Consider the following 15187-nt stretch of genomic DNA (forward strand, 5'->3'; position numbering starts at 1 on the left):
TTAACCTTACAAACACAGGAATTTTCGTGATATTCACAGGTGCCGCAGGTATCATACTCCTTCCAAGGCCCCTTGATAAGATAATAATGTTCTCTCTGCTTCAGGGGGGCTTTGTGATGGTCCTCGCGGCGGCCAGATACCTTGACGTGGCCACAGCAGCGGCCCTCTTTGACCCCATATCAACTGTGATACTGCTCATGGCTGTTATGAGAATCAATGATGTGAGGGTAGCGAGGGGTGAGGATCTTGTCTGATATTCATGTTTACTCCGATGTGAGGGTAGCGAGGGGTGAGGATCTTGTCTGATATTCATGTTTACTCCGATGTGAGGGTAGCGAGGGGTGAGGATCTTGTCTGATATTCATGTTTACTCCGATGTGAGGGTAGCGAGGGGTGAGGATCTTGTCTGATATTCACTTACTGGATGTGAGAGGTGGGAAACTTGCTTGAAACCCAGATATGGTTCTATGCAGGGGCCGCACTTGTAATAATAGGCTCCATTGCAACCGTCGCAGGTCCCGGTGTAAGGGACCCAATAGTCAGGATACTGAACACCGAGATACCGGCGGTTGGTGTTTCACTCATATTCCTCACCTACAACCACACACTGGCACTCCTCACCTTCATCGCGGCCACAACAATCATGACACTGATACTCCTCAGGGCCGTTATAAGGCTCGAGGAGATGGGGGTGGAAGGATGAGCCTTGGAAGAATCCTCAACGAACTGGCAAACCCCAAGAGGATACCCCGCCTATTTGCATTCTCACTTGGACTCGTGCTCCTTGTGGGTTTTTTGGTGCCATTAACACTGAATGAGAACCAGCTCTACCCGAGACCACTTCCACAGGAGCAGATTAACAGCAAGGACCCCCTGGCACCCTACGACCGCGGCGGGGTTCCGCTCAAGGAACCCGGTGACGTGAAGTCCCAGTACCCCCAGTTTGAGGTTAACCTGGGTAAGATCACGGCTTACCTGTCACCGATAGCGATAGCCATCAAGGGCCTGACCCACTACTTCGGGACCTCAATATACTCATCCCCAGGGGGCCTCATAGATGAGATACTCTACTACACAAGGGGCCTTGATACGGTACTTGAGTCAAGCATACTCATGATGGCATTCACCATAGCATCATGGGTCGCCCTTAACTTCACCGTGAGGAGGCGTAAACCATGATGGTGCCGGAATTCACAGTTTCACTCTTCGTCCCGGCGGTCTACACGGGACTCATAGCAGGGTTCATAGCGCTCCTCGGGATATCATTCCAGAAGAACGACCTCAGCGCACTCATAATCACCGATATAGTGGGAATAGCAATGCTCGTCATCGTTGCAGCGGTTGGAACAGACCTTGCAGAGGCCCTCATACTCCCCGGGCTCGTGGTTGAACTGGCAGAGATAATGGCCATATCAGAGATACTCATCTCAAGGGAGATGAGGATCCGAGGTGAGGTGGAGGAAATTGAACGCGTGCCAATGGAACTTGAGGTCTTCAGGACAGCCCCCAACTTCCTGGCCCTTGTACTCATAGCCTACGGCGTGTTCCTCACAGGTTTCACTGGGGGTGCAGTTGCAGGTGCAGGTGTTCTGTTCTACGCTGCAACCAGAAAGGCCCGTGGCCTGCCGGTGGCTGAGTGGAATGGTATAGCGGGTGTCTCAGGTATAACCTGGTGCCTCTGGCTTGCAGGTTTCATAATATTCTTCACAGCACCACAGCTCTGGCTCCCCGCACTATTCCTCTCAGGTTGCGGTATACTGATCAAGGTGGCGAGCAAGATGGGCCTCATCGGGGTCCTTGCAAGGGAGGAGATCATGGAAGCAGGGGGTGATGAATGATGGATATAGCATCCCTTGGCGGTGAGCTGCTGGGTCAGATACCCTTCGGGGACATAGTGCTCTACCTCACACCATTCAACCTCTTCATGTTTGCATCTGTCCTTATATTCACATTCCTCATAGCCATAAGCCGGACAGAGACCCAGGTTGAGACAGAGTTCGGGACACTGGGTAACCGGAGGGTTGAGGTTGACACCGCCGAGTTCAGGATCAGGAGGTTCCTTGCAATCGTCTGCGGACTTGCAACCGCAGGTGCGATGGTTACAGGTGACCTCTTCAACTTCACACTCTTCGTGGCACTCATAGGGATAGTGAACATCGGGATAGTCTCAGCTGTGAGACAGGTGGATGTGCTTGACGCGGCATTCCAGTATGGACTCATAGCCATGATGGCCTCACTCCCCCTCTTTGGGGGTGCGGCCATGGTGCTTGGTTCATCAGGTACACTGAGCCTACTTGAACTCTCAAAACTCGGGGGAAACCCCATGATAAGCTTCGCGAGCATCCTCCTTCTCATGGGGGTTATCGGTGAGACCGGTGTTGCACCCTTCTATGCAACCAAGGCTGAGATGTTCAGAACACCGGGTTCGCCATTCATACTCATAATACACCTCAGCTCCCTCCTTGTGATTGTAAGGGCAATTGAGGTTTTACTGATAGTTGCACTCTGAAGGTGAGATCATGAATAAACTTAAAGCAGGAAGCCTTACTGCACTCATACTCTCAGGAGCCGGGATAATATATGCCCTCCTGTTCAACCCACCGGCGTGGGTGGTTTATGGTGTGGCCATATTCCTCATCCCTGTCTTCATACTCTCGGTGGGGATACTCTCCATGGCCAGACCAGAGAAGGATGAGGCTGATGAGAGGGTTAACGAACCATTCATAGGGTACTGATGATCATGGAACCATACGTTGCGGTGATGAAATGAATCTGATGGGAAACATCATAGTTAACATTACAATAGCATTTCTGGTGGGGAGCCTGCTTCTGGGGTTCCAGAGGAAGGTGATGGCGAGGATACAGAGGAGGCCAGGCCCCCCTGTTATACAGCACCTCCTCCACACCCTCAAGTTCTACATAAAGGAGTCATCGTTCCCCCGGACGGCTGCCATGCCATTCTATGTGGCGATAGCGGCGACACTCTGCGGTATATGGGTGAGCGCGGTTATCGTGGGACCCGTGCTTGAGGGGTCACTCCTGCTTTTCTTCGGGATATACGCCCTCCACAAGATCGTTGAGCACAATGCAGGATCATCATCTGGTTCACCCTACGGTAAGCTCAGCTGTGTCCGTGCAGTGTTCTCTGCTGCAGCCGAGCTGCCACTCTTCGCGGTGCTCGCCATCATATACCTGGAGACCAGGACGATGATAATATCGGACATCATAGGCTACCAGAGCATCCACGGGCCACTCATACTCAAGCTCCCACTGGCGGCCATGATGTTCTTTGTCCTCATACTCTCAAAGGCACCCTACTCACCATTCTCCATAACCAAGGGTAAGGACATAATATCAGGTTATGAGACAGAGCACTTCGGGGTCCTCAGGGGCTACCTGATGATCTCGGAGTCCATAGCATGGTACATGCTCCTCTGGATATTCCTCACGGTATTCGTGGGGGGACTCAGCCTGCCGCTCTACATCCTGGGAATGGTGATAATCACGGCGGTGACGGCATTCATAAACGCAACAACGCCCATGCTGAACCCAAACCACTCTGTGGCCATACAGGTCATCCTGGCATTTTTAGGTATAGCAGGGTCCATCATTCTTATGCTTGTAATGTGATAGTAATTTTAGAGAGGGGATTTAATGGAGAAAGGTCTAACGGTACTCACGGCACTTGTTGCAGGTGGAGTAATAATCGTGAGCCTGCTTGCAGCCATCATGCAGAGGATATCTGTAATACCGGTCACAGTTCTTGCAGCAATATTCATGGTTCTCCTGCTCATGTCTGGCAGTGAAAGGTTCTCTGAACTCTCAGAGGAACTTGAAAGGGTTGCGTTCTTCGCGGTACTGGCACTCTTCATAATTTCATTCCTGGTCCTCTACAGACCGGTATAATCAAATTCACTGGTGATAACATTGTATGAAATGTACCTGGTATACACGGTTTCCTTTATCGCTGGCTCGGTAATCGGTTTACTCTTAAGTTACAGGAAGTACAGGGAGCCATTTGTGAAGGAAAAAATAGACCCACTGGCACTTATAGTGGCCCTCGTGGGGTGGGCTGTGCTTGTTAATGCGGCCCTGGCACCCTTCACCCCCCTTTTAAGGACGGCGGGGTTCTTCATGGTGGCCATGGTCGCCGGTATGAGGCCAGGGTATGGTAGATACGAGACGGTCACTGGGGCTGCGGCGGCATTCATAATATGGCTCCTGGCCGGGACCCCGGGGTGGTAGTTATGGATGAAGGAGAACTCATGAGGCTCATGAAGAGGAGGATAATTGAAAGTTACCGGTGGCAGGAGGATGTTGTGAAGCCACTCTCCAGGGACCTTGAAATTGACCTGGAGGAGTTCCAGGAGATACTCATGGATAAACTAGACATGTCCAGCCTTGAGGCCCTCCACCCCAGATTCGAGTCTGCAAGGCCAAGGTGCATAAAGGAGAGGCTGCACAGTGACCTCCAGCTCTGCTGGCTCGTGGATGTTATGGAGATCGTGGATGCTGAAGATGCGGAAACACTCAAGGATGAGATAACCGAGATGATCCTGGCGGGAATCGAATACCAGGAGGCCCTTGCCGAGGGGAAGAGGAGGCTCCATGAGATACTCCGCTCTGAAGCTTAGCATGATCATAGAAGAGGTAAAGAGGTGCTGGATGCCCTTAAGATTAGCGTGATCATAAAAGAGTAGATGTAGAGGTAAAGAAATGTTGGATGCCCTTAAAAGTATTCTGAGGAAAACATCAATCCATGTGTGTCTTGTGAACACAGGGGGGTGCAATGGCTGCGACATAGAGGTCCTTGCACTCCTCTCACCCAGATATGACCTCGAACAGTACGGTATATACGTCCACCAGAACCCCAGGGAGGCTGATGTGATACTGGTGACCGGTGCCGTTACAGAGCAGTGGAGGGAGAAGCTTCAGAGGATATACAGCAAGGCACCTGAGCCAAAGATAGTGGTGGCCCTGGGCAACTGCCCCATCTCAGGGGACGTATTCAACCAGGAGGGCGGGAGCGTCTATGCGCCGGTCTCCGACTTCATACCGGTGGACGCCGAGGTCCCTGGTTGCCCTCCAAGGCCCTCCGAGATACTTGAGGCCATACTATCGGTGGCACCGGATGCAATAGCAGAGAGGGGGAGGAAGAGATGATACTGCCACTTGGACCAATGCACCCCGGCTACAAGGAGCCAATAAGGCTCAAGGTGAAGACCAGGGGTGAGAAGGTTCTTAAGGCCGAGATAGAGTACGGATACGTTCACAGGGGAATAGAGAGGGTCATGAGGAACAAGACCTGGCAGAAGGCCATATACCTCTCTGAGCGGGTCTGCGGGATATGCTCATACATACACACACAGACCTTTGCAGAGGCCTTCGAGGCCATCTCTGAGGTGGAGGCCCCGCCAAGGGCCCAGTTCCTCCGCGCCCTGACAAACGAACTTGACAGGATACAGAGTCACCTCATTGCAAATTCAACCTACTTCAAGGCCCTTGACCATGAGACCATGTTCATGTACATGCTGGCCCTGAGGGAGCCTGTCATGGATGCCATCGAGTTACTCACCGGTAACCGTGTCAACATGGGCTGGAACGTTGTGGGGGGTGTGAGGATGGACGCCTCAGAGGATCACCTCTCAAGGATAAGGGGTATCATAGTGGACCTTGAAAGGGAATTCGACCGTTACGTTGAAATGTTCGAGCACGGACCACTCATAGGGCTCAGGTCAAGGGACGTGGGTTACATGAGCCAGGAGGAGGCAGAGAAGGCCCGGGCAGTGGGACCCATAGGAAGGGCCTCAGGTATAAGGTATGACTTCAGGGAGGACCACCCCACCTACAGGGACCACCTGGACTTCAGGACAATCTGGAGGGACGAGGGGGACAACTTTGCAAGGGTCATGAACCGCTTCGATGAGATAAGGGTCTCAATTGATCTCATAAAGCAGGTGATAGACAATATCCCATCCGGCCCTGTGAGGAGGAAGGTGGATGTGAAGGCCGGCTACGGGGAGTGGAGAAACGAGGCACCCCGTGGCGAGGTGGCCTACATGATTGAGACCAACGGCAACCTCATAAAGAACATCTCCATAAGGACCCCCAGCATCATGAACATCGATGCCTGTGCAAAGTACATGCTACGGGACGTTGCAACCGTTGCAGATGCCGTTGCAACCTATGCCAGTGCAGACCCATGCATAGCATGTGCAGAGAGGGTCGTGGTCCTGGACGAAGATGGGGGAAAGAGGGAGATACTCCTCTAAAAAATTGATCATGTTGATGTCCTATGTCCTCTGTAATATGGTACCTCTACGAGTTTGCCCGTAAATCATGGGCAGAGAAATTTGCAAATGCACATACAGAACACGAGATCCTTGAAAAACCTGAAAGGTTCAGGGATTTCCCCACAGTACATAAGGAGTACTGTATAGGCTGCGGAGCCTGCACCACAGCATGCCCTGCCCCTGGCGCCATAAAACTGGTCCGGGATACTGATACCTCTGAGGAGGAGGGTCTCACCTACCCTGTAATAGTGCGGGGGGCATGTATCAGGTGCGGATTCTGCGCCGAGGTCTGCCCCACCGACCCCAAGACCATAGAATGCGGTGAAAACCACCTCATAAGGGAAGAGTTCACAATCGTACCCTCCGAGAAGCTCTACGTGATAGACGATTACCTCTGCATACGCTGCAAGAAATGCCTGAAGGCCTGCCCGGTTGACGCAATCGTTGAGGAGGACGGCAGGGTCGAGATTGACCAGAGCCGGTGCATAGCATGCGGGGACTGCCTCGAGAAGTGCCCCGTGAAGGGCGCCCTCAAGAGGATACACGTGGCATACGTTGAGGAGCAGAAGATGGTTATAAACCTGGCTGTCAATGAACTGGAGGCGGCCATTGAGGAGCGCAGTGAGGATATAAAGAAACTCGGGGCCGGTGAGGTCTACAGGATGAACCACCCACTCAGACCACTCCTTGAAAGGGCCCTTGAGGTTTTACCCGATGAGGAGATCACCAGGGACATCCTCGAGATGATAACGGATCGCCTCAAGATGAGGATAATAACCTGGAGCCCCGAGAAGTGTGTTCAGTGCAGATTATGCGTCGAGGAGTGCCCATCAGGCGCCATAACCTACTCGGAGGAGGAGGGGGTCGTGCGGGACCCTGAAAAGTGCCTCAGGTGCAGCACATGCTACCAGACCTGCCCGTTCGGTGTTGCCGGCTACTACGTTGCAAGGTTCCTCATTGATGAATCCAATGGGGAAGAGGTAATAAAGATCACCATAAAACCGGCGGCGCTTCCTGTAAAGTGATGAGGAGATGATAACATTAGGATCATAATAAGTTGCGGCGCTTCCTGTAAAGTGATGAGGAGATGATAACATTAGGATCATAATAAGTTGCGGCGCTTCCTGTAAAGTGATGAGGAGATGATAACATTCCAGCTGCAGCAAAACCCGTAAAGCCCCTCAGGGAAGTTGACGTTGACTATGAAATCGACCATGAGAAATGCAGGAGTTGCCCTGATAAACCCTGCCTGAAGGTATGCCCCGTGGATGCCGTGCACATGGACCCGGACACAGGGGAGGTTGAGATAGATGACCGCTGCTTCGGCTGCGTCCTCTGCAGGGAGGCCTGCCCCTACGACGCCATAAAGATGAAGACAATCCTCGGGGAGCCCATAAGGGAGAATGTCCCTGTGATAAACCCCCGTATATGCCGTGGATGCGGTGCCTGTGTATCTGCCTGCAGGACAGGGGCAATACACCTGACTTCATCAGGGGAGACCGGTGTTCACAGTGAGATAGACGAGGATAAATGCGTCAGGTGCGGCTACTGTGCAAGGGCATGCCCCACAGAGGCCATAAAATACGGCGAAATCCTGCCACGATCCGTGGTGGGTGGAAAGGCAGTTGTGGTTAACCAGAGGGACTGCATAGGATGCATGACCTGCACCAGGGTCTGCCCATCCAGGGGCGCCATAAAGGTGGGTAAGATCAACAAACTCCCCTACATAGACCCATCATACTGTGCAAGGTGCGAGGAGTGCATGGACGTCTGCCCATCAGCAGCCATAAAGTACTCATCCAGAAAAAGGGCCTACGAGAACTTCTCAAAACTCAATAACATGGAGATAGCAGGGGAGATCCTTGAGAGGGAATCAGAGAAACTGGTGAGGAACCTTGGCAGGATAGACTCGGTCCTGAGGAGCGTGAAAAGGAGGTTCACCAGGGATGAACCCGAGTTCAGGGTGGATGTCACAGATGAGATAAGGGACGGAATAGAGGAACTCGTCGACTCGGACCTTGAAATCCTTGAACTCAACCATATAGTGGACTTCACAAAGCCAAAGAGAAGTATAAGGGTCCTTGAGGATAGGTGCATCGGGTGCGGACTGTGCGTCACAGAGTGCCCGGTTGGAGTTATAGAACCTGTAACACCAGCCCCTGTTGAGATAAAGGATGGATGCGTCTTCTGCGGTCGCTGCAGGGGAGTCTGCCCCGTTGATGCGGTTGAAATAACAGAGGAGGGCTTCAGGGCATCTGATGACAGGATATACCTTGAGCGCAGAATCCTAAGGGGACCAAGAAGCGGTTCAGTGGGGGTGGACCATGTCATCTGCCAGAGGTGCGGTGTCTGTGTCAACCACTGCCCCGTTGATGCCATGGCACTGGATGGTGAGGTGGAGGTTGATGATGACACCTGCATACTCTGCGGTGAATGCCAGGAGATATGCCCTGTTAACGCGGTGAAACTTAACCTGGAGGATGATAACCTTGAATAGGGTCTTTGTGACAGACTGCGAGGGCCCGGTTTCACTGAACGACAACGCATTTGAAGCCGCGGCCCACTTCATGCCCGAAGGTGACAGGTTCTTCAGGAAGGTCAGCGAATTTGATGACATACTGGCAGATGAGATAAAGAGGCCCGGCTACAATGCCGGGGACACCCTCAAGCTCATAGTACCATTCCTGGTGGCCTACGGTGTCACCGATGAGAAGCTCATTGAGTTCTCAGAGGAGACCCTCAAACTTGTACCAGGGGCGGAGGAGACCCTCGAGCTTGCCATGCAGCTCATGCCCTCATATATCATAAGCACAAGTTACAGGCACTACATAGAAGCCCTCTGCAGGCGCACAGGCTTCCCAATTGAGAACACCCGCCACACCACCCTCACCCTCAACGTCCCGATAGGGGATGATGAAAGGGAGATGCTCATGAAACTCAGGGAGGAAGTCATTGATGGGGACTTCCAGGACCTGGATGAGATATTCTTCCAGAAAATACCACAGATGAGGATAGGGGGGCTCCTTGATGAGGTCAGGACTGTTGGTGGGGACGGTAAGAGGGTCGCCCTCAGGGGGATACTATCTGAACTCGGTTTAACAGCGAAGGCGGCCATGTATGTGGGGGACAGCATAACAGATGTCGAGCCCCTCAGGGAACTCAGGGGGAAGGGTATACCTGTCTCATTCAACGGTAACAGGTACGCCCTCAGGGAGGCCGAGGTGGCCGTCATATCCCAGGACGCAAGGGCCCTCCTGCCACTCGTGGACCTTCACTCAAGGTTCGGGAGGAACTACGTAATGGAATTCGTTAAGGCGTACTCAGATGACCCTGAAAGGGCCCTTGAATCCTTCAGGGTGGACTTCAGGGTTGCCGAGAGATTCGAGAACATATTCAGGGACTCTTACCCCATCATCACACCCGTGGATGATACCGATGAACTCGTTGAGGAGAGCCTCGCAGTCAGGAAGAGGATCAGGGGAGAGGATGTAGGGTCCCTGGGCTGAATGGATCTTCAGGTGTTGATTATGGAGATTAACGGAACGGTAATCGAGGATACATTCTCAGAGGCCTTCACCGGAAGGTGTGTGAGGGCCACCATAACGGCCCGTGACATGGAAACCGTAAGGAGGGCGGCCTGCGATTCAACTGCAACCCCGGGCGCGGTTATAGGGAGAGTTGAGGGTGGCGTTGAATCATTCCACTCAGCTGATGAAACACCAGATGGGAGGCCAGGGGCCACTGTACAGTTCTACTATGCCCTCCCTGACCTGGAGAAATTCCAGGTTGAACTCTCCTACAGGATAAGGCAGGACATACTGGTGAAGCCATTCACAGCCCTCTACAATTCCACACCGGACCCTGATGGATACATGGATATGATGAAGCATGTGGGCCATTGTGGGGACGGTTATGAGTGGATTGAGGAGTTTGATGGCCGTGAAATGATAAACATCCCAATAGCGGTCCCGGATTTTAAGATTGAATCAAAACTGGGTTACAGGGACGCGATTATGGGGGCCAACTTCTGGTACATGTGCAGGGACCCTGAAACCGTCCTTGAGGCCGGAAGGGCCGCCATAAATGCCATAGGTGAGGTTGAGGGTGTTGTAACACCCTTTGATATCTGCTCGGCCGCCTCCAAGCCCGAGACCAATTACCCCTGGATAGGCCCCACAACCAACCACCCCTACTGTCCAAGTCTCAGAGACCTACTGGGTGATGAGTCAAGGGTCCCTGAGGGCGTCGGGTACATACCCGAGATCGTCATAAATGGCCTGTCCCTGGAGGCACTTGAGGAGGCCATGAGGGCGGGTATAGAGGCTGTCTGCCGCTACGACGGCGTCCTGATGGTGTCAGCGGGTAACTATGATGGTAAACTGGGGGACCACAGGATAGACCTTCACGGTGTTCTCTGATGTTATTTGATGCAGTGGGCCTCGGGGCCCTTAACATGGACCAGCTCCACATGGTTGAGAGGATAGCAGGACCCGATGAGGAGGTCTTTGTCAGTGATGCAGTGGAGTCCTGCGGTGGATCAGCAGCCAACACCATAACAGGCCTTGCGAGGCTCGGCCTGAGGACGGCCTTCATCGGCAAGGTTGCAGGTGACAGGGAGGGCTCCATCCTAAGGGAGAATCTGAAGGGTGAGGGTGTCGCCGATTACATTGCCGTCTCAGGGAAGGGAAGAAGCGGCAGGGTCATGGGATTCGTTGACCCCCAGGGAAACAGGGCACTCTACGTGGACCCAGGGGTTAACGACACCCTCAGCATGGATGAGGTCAGAGAGGATGCACTGAAAACCAGGCTACTGCACCTCACATCCTTTGCAGGGTCAGGTATCAGGGTCCAGAGGGAGGTCCTGGAGGTCATCGATGACTCCGTGACAGTGAGCCTCGACCCCGGCCACCTCTATGCAGAACGGGGCGCATCTGAACTTGAGGGTATCCTTGAGAGGACAGACATCCTCCTGGTCAACCGGAGGGAACTGGAGCTCATGACAGGATCCACTGACCCTGCCAGGGCATCGGCTGAACTTGGGGTGGATGTGGTTGTCATGAAGATGGGCTCTGAGGGTGTCAGGGCCTTTGATGGCTCTGAGGTGATGGTTGAGGCACTTGAGACCACCTGCAGGGATACAACAGGCGCCGGCGATGCATTCAATGCGGGTTTCCTCTATGCATGGCTTTCAGGACATGGACTTGAGGTATCGTGTCTCTTTGGAAACTACCTGGCATCAAGGTGCATAGAGGGCTATGGTGCCACATCGTCCCTCCCAGGGAGGGAGGCCCTTGAGGTTCTGGAGGGGTACCTCAGGGGGGATGTCAATCCGAATACACGCGGCGATTCTGGAAAATAATTTAAGTGAACATGTTTAAAGTAATAGAGGAGGATCATGTTAATCTCTTTAAGGATTGAACAAATACCGGGGTTGTATCATGGATATTGTCTTTAAAAAGAAACTTGATGATCTCCAGAGGGACGTTGCACTGAAGTCGATGGACCTTGAGGAGAGCCCTGAGGAAGTCGGTGTGGAACTTGGAAGGTGCAGTGTTCGCGATAAATTCATAGACATAACACCCAAGTGCGTCAGGTGCAACCTCTGCGTTGAGGAGTGCCCTGTTGACGCCATAACAGATTCATCTGCCTCACGGGCTGCCAGAATACTCGATAACTGTGTTAAATGTGAAATATGTGCCCAGACCTGTCCCGTGAGATGCATAAATGTTGTTGAGAGCACAGCCACCATTGATGAGGATGTCACGTACAACCTTGAATACCTGAGGATTCCCCACAGAACACTCCGCATGAGGGATATCCAGGTTACAGATAAATGCACCGCCTGCGGCACCTGTGAGAGGTTCTGCCCCACAGGCGCAATAAGGGTGGGGGAAACTGCAGTGGTTGATAGATCCATATGCATTGGCTGCGGCGCCTGCGTCAACGTGTGCCCCTCAGATGCCATAAAACTTGAAAGGGAACTCGGACCTGTCATTGAGACCCGTAAACTCATGGTTGATCAGGATGCATGTGTTGAGTGCCTTGTATGTGAGGAGAACTGCCCCACCGGCGCCATAAGGATTGAGGATGGGGAAGTTGTTGTTGATGGAGATAAATGTATCCTCTGTGAGGTCTGTTCGTCTAAGTGTCCTGTGGCAGCACTTAAACTGGAGAGGTTGTCAGATGAAAGTTAAGGAGATAATGGATAAGGATTTTATAGTCGTCTCCCCTGGGGACCGGGTTGTTGATGTATCCCTGAAGATGGAGAAGACGAGGAAATTCACAACACCGGTTGTGGATGATGAGGGAAAACTTGTTGGATGGGTTACAAGTTTTGATGTGATGAGGGGACTCAGGGATGGAGTTGAACTTGTATCCGACATTATGCAGCCCCCTGAGAGGATAGTCCACGTCAATGAGAACGACCCGGCGCGACTGGCGGTCCTTGAAACAGCCCACCACAAACTTGTTAGTGTCCCTGTACTGGATGATGAGGGGAGGGTTGTCGGTGTTGTGAGGTCCTTTGACATCGTTGAGACACTCTCACAGCTCTATGAGATCAAGGTCTACAAGATATTCGAGGCCATGAACAGTGAACTCAAGGGTGTTAGCTGGGACGAACTCATGGAGGCCGCTGCAATCATCACAAGGAGGCGCACTGGTAAGAGGATCAAGCCTAAGGAATACGAGGAGAGGATCAGGAACTCCACATTTGGCGAGGCCATATGGGCTACAGGTGGTCTTGAAAAGTTCTTTGTCGGTCTGATAGCCATCGGTGAACTTGTGATTGCAAGAAAGATTGCGAGGGCAAGGAAGTAATCCCTCTCTTTTTTTATCTCATTGATTTCCCTCCGGACTTTTGAAGGTTTTTACTGGCGCCCCCGGCATCACCGATATTAAGGAACACTTATATAATATGAATACATATGAATGTGTATTCATATGTTCAGGTGATTGTATGGGATGTGAATGCAGCTCATGCTCCCCGGAGGAGGGGGATAGAGATATACAGGTCATCGCAGCATCAGTTACACTACTCACAGCAGGGATTATCCTCAGCTTCACAGACAGTCTGATCTCAATCCCACTGCTACTTGCCGCAGTGGCGGCTGCCGGCTACAGGATATTCCCCTCAGCAATCAGATCAGTCCTCAGGGGACGCTTCACAGTGAACTTCCTAATACTCATAGCAGTCGCCGGTGCCCTTGCGCTTGGTGACTACACAGAGGCGGCCCTGGTAACGGTTCTGTATAACATTGCAGAGTACCTTGAGGAGTACGCCCACAGAAGATCCCACAGATCCGTGGAATCACTCATAAGACTCAGGCCAAGAACCGCAAGGGTCCTCGGTGATGCTGAGAAGATGGTTAAGGTTGAGGAGGTGACTGTTGGGTCCATAATAGGTATAAAACCCGGCGAAACCATCCCACTCGACGGAACCGTCACCAGGGGCAGGTCAAAGGTGGACCAGTCAAATATAACAGGGGAATCCTTTCCAGTAACTGTCCAGGAGGGCAGTGAGGTATTTGCAGGTACCCAGAACCTTGACGGATACCTTGAGGTCAGGGTTACAAGGGGAGCAGATAACACGGTGCTTGCAGGTGTTATTGAAACCGTTAAAAGGGCTGCCACCAGAAGATCCCGCAGGGAGAGGTTCATAGAACGCTTCGCATCAGTCTACACCCCAGCTGTCATAGCCCTCGCGGTTCTAACGGCAGCAGTCCCCATCATAATGGGTGGATCCATCGGAACATGGGTCTACAGGGCCCTTGTCCTTCTTGTAATCTCATGTCCATGCGCACTCCTCATATCAACACCGGTTGCAATGGTCTCCGGGATGACCGCCGCTGCAGGAAGGGGCATACTCATCAAGGGCTCGGAGTTCCTGGAGGCCATGGCCTCGGTAAGAAACATAATCTTCGACAAAACTGGAACCCTCACAGAGGGATCCCCCAGGGTCACCTCGGTTGAACCCCCTGAGAGGAGGGATGATGTCCTCAGGATCGCAGCCTCCCTTGAGAGGAGGTCAGGGCACCCCATCGCAGAGGCCATAGTTGACTCCTACCATGGAGAAACAGATGAGGTCAGTGAATTTGAGTCCATGCCAGGAAAGGGTGTTTCAGGCTACATCAACGGGGTGAAGTACACCATTGGAAGCCCTGAACTTGTAGGGGCCAGCCCAGGTAATGGGACCACAGTCTACCTCCAGGGACCAGAGGGGATAGCAGGAAAGATAACCCTCACAGATAAAATCAGGGACTCAGCCAGTAAGACAATCTCAGAACTCAGGAATAGGGGAATCAGGGTCATGATCCTGACAGGGGACACCGAGGAGGTTGCAGCAGAGGTTGCAGGGGAGCTTGGAGTTGAAAACTATCATGGGGGTCTCCTCCCCGAGGATAAGATGCGGGTTATTGATGAGGTTAGAAAGGGGGGACCAGTTGCGATGGTTGGTGATGGTGTTAACGATGCACCGGCCCTTGCAGCTGCAGATGTTGGGATAGCAATGGGTGTCCGGGGGTCGGATGTGGCACTTGAAACAGCCGATATAACCCTTGTGGAGGATGACCTTGAGAGGATAGATGAACTCATTGATTTAAGCCGGAGGACCATCCGCACAGTGAGGATCAACACGGCTTTAACGGTTACTGTTAAACTATCCCTTGCGGTGCTTTCTGTCACCGGCTCGGTACCTCTGTGGTTCGCGGTTGCTGTGGGTGATATGGGTCTCTCGCTTTTTGTTATAGTGAACAGTCTGCTTATTGCAAGGTACTGATGCTATTGAGAACCATTATCTTTTTTTGTGAACAGTCTGCTTATTGCAAGGTACTGATGCTATTGAGAACCATTATCTTTTTTTGTGAACAGTCTGCTTATTGCAAGGTACTGATGCT

The 15187-nt window shown here is 52.4% G+C and carries 20 protein-coding genes; all 20 read left to right on the forward strand.

Going from position 1 to position 15187, the window contains the following annotated elements; all coding sequences use genetic code 11:
* Positions 1 to 254, forward strand: a 254-nt coding sequence (locus tag QFX39_RS07605) for a DUF2108 domain-containing protein (RefSeq protein WP_300479056.1), incomplete at its 5' end; no start/stop codon positions are given.
* A 188-nt stretch (positions 255 to 442) separates the two neighbouring features.
* Positions 443 to 703, forward strand: a complete 261-nt coding sequence (locus tag QFX39_RS07610) for an EhaE family protein (RefSeq protein ID WP_300479059.1) — start codon at positions 443 to 445, stop codon at positions 701 to 703.
* The gene (locus QFX39_RS07615; RefSeq protein WP_300479061.1) at positions 700 to 1179 is read left to right on the forward strand and encodes a DUF2106 family protein; all 480 of its coding nucleotides are present in this window, start codon (positions 700 to 702) and stop codon (positions 1177 to 1179) included. The genes QFX39_RS07610 and QFX39_RS07615 overlap by 4 nt, the downstream gene beginning before the upstream one ends.
* Positions 1176 to 1838: an EhaG family protein gene (locus tag QFX39_RS07620; RefSeq protein WP_300479063.1), complete on the forward strand. Its 663-nt coding sequence runs from the start codon at positions 1176 to 1178 to the stop codon at positions 1836 to 1838. The genes QFX39_RS07615 and QFX39_RS07620 overlap by 4 nt, the downstream gene beginning before the upstream one ends.
* Positions 1838 to 2509 (forward strand): proton-conducting transporter membrane subunit, encoded by a 672-nt coding sequence (locus QFX39_RS07625; protein ID WP_300479066.1) that lies wholly within the window; start codon positions 1838 to 1840, stop codon positions 2507 to 2509. Before QFX39_RS07620 ends, QFX39_RS07625 begins: the two co-directional genes overlap by 1 nt.
* Positions 2510 to 2519: 10 nt before the next feature.
* Entirely contained in the window at positions 2520 to 2735 is a 216-nt protein-coding gene (locus QFX39_RS07630; RefSeq protein WP_300479068.1) for a DUF788 domain-containing protein, read from the forward strand.
* A 31-nt stretch (positions 2736 to 2766) separates the two neighbouring features.
* Positions 2767 to 3630 (forward strand): respiratory chain complex I subunit 1 family protein, encoded by an 864-nt coding sequence (locus QFX39_RS07635; RefSeq protein WP_300479070.1) that lies wholly within the window; start codon positions 2767 to 2769, stop codon positions 3628 to 3630.
* A gap of 24 nt (positions 3631 to 3654) precedes the next feature.
* Positions 3655 to 3906 (forward strand): energy-converting hydrogenase A, subunit K, encoded by a 252-nt coding sequence (locus QFX39_RS07640; protein ID WP_300479072.1) that lies wholly within the window; start codon positions 3655 to 3657, stop codon positions 3904 to 3906.
* A 30-nt stretch (positions 3907 to 3936) separates the two neighbouring features.
* Complete coding sequence (locus QFX39_RS07645) at positions 3937 to 4245, forward strand: DUF2104 domain-containing protein (RefSeq protein WP_300479245.1); 309 nt, start codon at positions 3937 to 3939, stop codon at positions 4243 to 4245.
* A 2-nt stretch (positions 4246 to 4247) separates the two neighbouring features.
* Positions 4248 to 4634 (forward strand): DUF1959 domain-containing protein, encoded by a 387-nt coding sequence (locus QFX39_RS07650; RefSeq protein ID WP_300479074.1) that lies wholly within the window; start codon positions 4248 to 4250, stop codon positions 4632 to 4634.
* 82 nt (positions 4635 to 4716) lie between these two features.
* Complete coding sequence (locus tag QFX39_RS07655) at positions 4717 to 5163, forward strand: NADH-quinone oxidoreductase subunit B family protein (protein ID WP_237779551.1); 447 nt, start codon at positions 4717 to 4719, stop codon at positions 5161 to 5163.
* Positions 5160 to 6272 carry a nickel-dependent hydrogenase large subunit gene (locus QFX39_RS07660; RefSeq protein ID WP_300479078.1) on the forward strand — a complete coding sequence of 371 codons (1113 nt, stop codon included), beginning with the start codon at positions 5160 to 5162 and terminating at the stop codon, positions 6270 to 6272. Before QFX39_RS07655 ends, QFX39_RS07660 begins: the two co-directional genes overlap by 4 nt.
* A gap of 23 nt (positions 6273 to 6295) precedes the next feature.
* Positions 6296 to 7318: a 4Fe-4S binding protein gene (locus QFX39_RS07665; protein ID WP_300479080.1), complete on the forward strand. Its 1023-nt coding sequence runs from the start codon at positions 6296 to 6298 to the stop codon at positions 7316 to 7318.
* Positions 7319 to 7500: 182 nt separating this feature from the next.
* Entirely contained in the window at positions 7501 to 8790 is a 1290-nt protein-coding gene (locus QFX39_RS07670) for a 4Fe-4S binding protein (RefSeq protein ID WP_300479248.1), read from the forward strand.
* Positions 8774 to 9799, forward strand: coding sequence for an energy-converting hydrogenase A, subunit R (locus QFX39_RS07675; RefSeq protein ID WP_300479082.1), 1026 nt, complete (start codon positions 8774 to 8776; stop codon positions 9797 to 9799). The genes QFX39_RS07670 and QFX39_RS07675 overlap by 17 nt, the downstream gene beginning before the upstream one ends.
* A gap of 21 nt (positions 9800 to 9820) precedes the next feature.
* The gene (locus QFX39_RS07680) at positions 9821 to 10711 is read left to right on the forward strand and encodes a formylmethanofuran--tetrahydromethanopterin N-formyltransferase (RefSeq protein ID WP_300479085.1); all 891 of its coding nucleotides are present in this window, start codon (positions 9821 to 9823) and stop codon (positions 10709 to 10711) included.
* The gene (locus QFX39_RS07685) at positions 10711 to 11652 is read left to right on the forward strand and encodes a carbohydrate kinase family protein (RefSeq protein WP_300479087.1); all 942 of its coding nucleotides are present in this window, start codon (positions 10711 to 10713) and stop codon (positions 11650 to 11652) included. The genes QFX39_RS07680 and QFX39_RS07685 overlap by 1 nt, the downstream gene beginning before the upstream one ends.
* A 79-nt stretch (positions 11653 to 11731) precedes the next feature.
* Positions 11732 to 12487, forward strand: coding sequence for a 4Fe-4S binding protein (locus QFX39_RS07690; protein WP_300479089.1), 756 nt, complete (start codon positions 11732 to 11734; stop codon positions 12485 to 12487).
* Positions 12477 to 13112 (forward strand): CBS domain-containing protein, encoded by a 636-nt coding sequence (locus tag QFX39_RS07695; RefSeq protein WP_300479091.1) that lies wholly within the window; start codon positions 12477 to 12479, stop codon positions 13110 to 13112. Before QFX39_RS07690 ends, QFX39_RS07695 begins: the two co-directional genes overlap by 11 nt.
* Before the next feature lie 139 nt (positions 13113 to 13251).
* Positions 13252 to 15069, forward strand: a complete 1818-nt coding sequence (locus QFX39_RS07700) for a cation-translocating P-type ATPase (protein ID WP_300479094.1) — start codon at positions 13252 to 13254, stop codon at positions 15067 to 15069.
* Positions 15070 to 15187: the final 118 nt, after the last annotated feature.

The organism is Methanothermobacter sp. (assembly GCF_030055425.1).
Classification (GTDB): Archaea; Methanobacteriota; Methanobacteria; order Methanobacteriales; family Methanothermobacteraceae; genus Methanothermobacter.

Excerpts from the sequence above, each read along its gene's own strand:
- QFX39_RS07615 (WP_300479061.1), top strand. The coding sequence starts at position 700 with ATGAGCCTTGGAAGAATCCTCAACGAACTGGCAAACCCCAAGAGGATA.
- QFX39_RS07620 (WP_300479063.1), top strand. The coding sequence starts at position 1,176 with ATGATGGTGCCGGAATTCACAGTTTCACTCTTCGTCCCGGCGGTCTAC.
- QFX39_RS07625 (WP_300479066.1), top strand. The coding sequence starts at position 1,838 with ATGGATATAGCATCCCTTGGCGGTGAGCTGCTGGGTCAGATACCCTTC.
- QFX39_RS07630 (WP_300479068.1), top strand. The coding sequence starts at position 2,520 with ATGAATAAACTTAAAGCAGGAAGCCTTACTGCACTCATACTCTCAGGA.
- QFX39_RS07635 (WP_300479070.1), top strand. The coding sequence starts at position 2,767 with ATGAATCTGATGGGAAACATCATAGTTAACATTACAATAGCATTTCTG.
- QFX39_RS07640 (WP_300479072.1), top strand. The coding sequence starts at position 3,655 with ATGGAGAAAGGTCTAACGGTACTCACGGCACTTGTTGCAGGTGGAGTA.
- QFX39_RS07645 (WP_300479245.1), top strand. The coding sequence starts at position 3,937 with ATGTACCTGGTATACACGGTTTCCTTTATCGCTGGCTCGGTAATCGGT.
- QFX39_RS07650 (WP_300479074.1), top strand. The coding sequence starts at position 4,248 with ATGGATGAAGGAGAACTCATGAGGCTCATGAAGAGGAGGATAATTGAA.
- QFX39_RS07655 (WP_237779551.1), top strand. The coding sequence starts at position 4,717 with ATGTTGGATGCCCTTAAAAGTATTCTGAGGAAAACATCAATCCATGTG.
- QFX39_RS07660 (WP_300479078.1), top strand. The coding sequence starts at position 5,160 with ATGATACTGCCACTTGGACCAATGCACCCCGGCTACAAGGAGCCAATA.
- QFX39_RS07665 (WP_300479080.1), top strand. The coding sequence starts at position 6,296 with ATGTCCTCTGTAATATGGTACCTCTACGAGTTTGCCCGTAAATCATGG.
- QFX39_RS07675 (WP_300479082.1), top strand. The coding sequence starts at position 8,774 with ATGATAACCTTGAATAGGGTCTTTGTGACAGACTGCGAGGGCCCGGTT.
- QFX39_RS07680 (WP_300479085.1), top strand. The coding sequence starts at position 9,821 with ATGGAGATTAACGGAACGGTAATCGAGGATACATTCTCAGAGGCCTTC.
- QFX39_RS07685 (WP_300479087.1), top strand. The coding sequence starts at position 10,711 with ATGTTATTTGATGCAGTGGGCCTCGGGGCCCTTAACATGGACCAGCTC.
- QFX39_RS07690 (WP_300479089.1), top strand. The coding sequence starts at position 11,732 with ATGGATATTGTCTTTAAAAAGAAACTTGATGATCTCCAGAGGGACGTT.
- QFX39_RS07695 (WP_300479091.1), top strand. The coding sequence starts at position 12,477 with ATGAAAGTTAAGGAGATAATGGATAAGGATTTTATAGTCGTCTCCCCT.
- QFX39_RS07700 (WP_300479094.1), top strand. The coding sequence starts at position 13,252 with ATGGGATGTGAATGCAGCTCATGCTCCCCGGAGGAGGGGGATAGAGAT.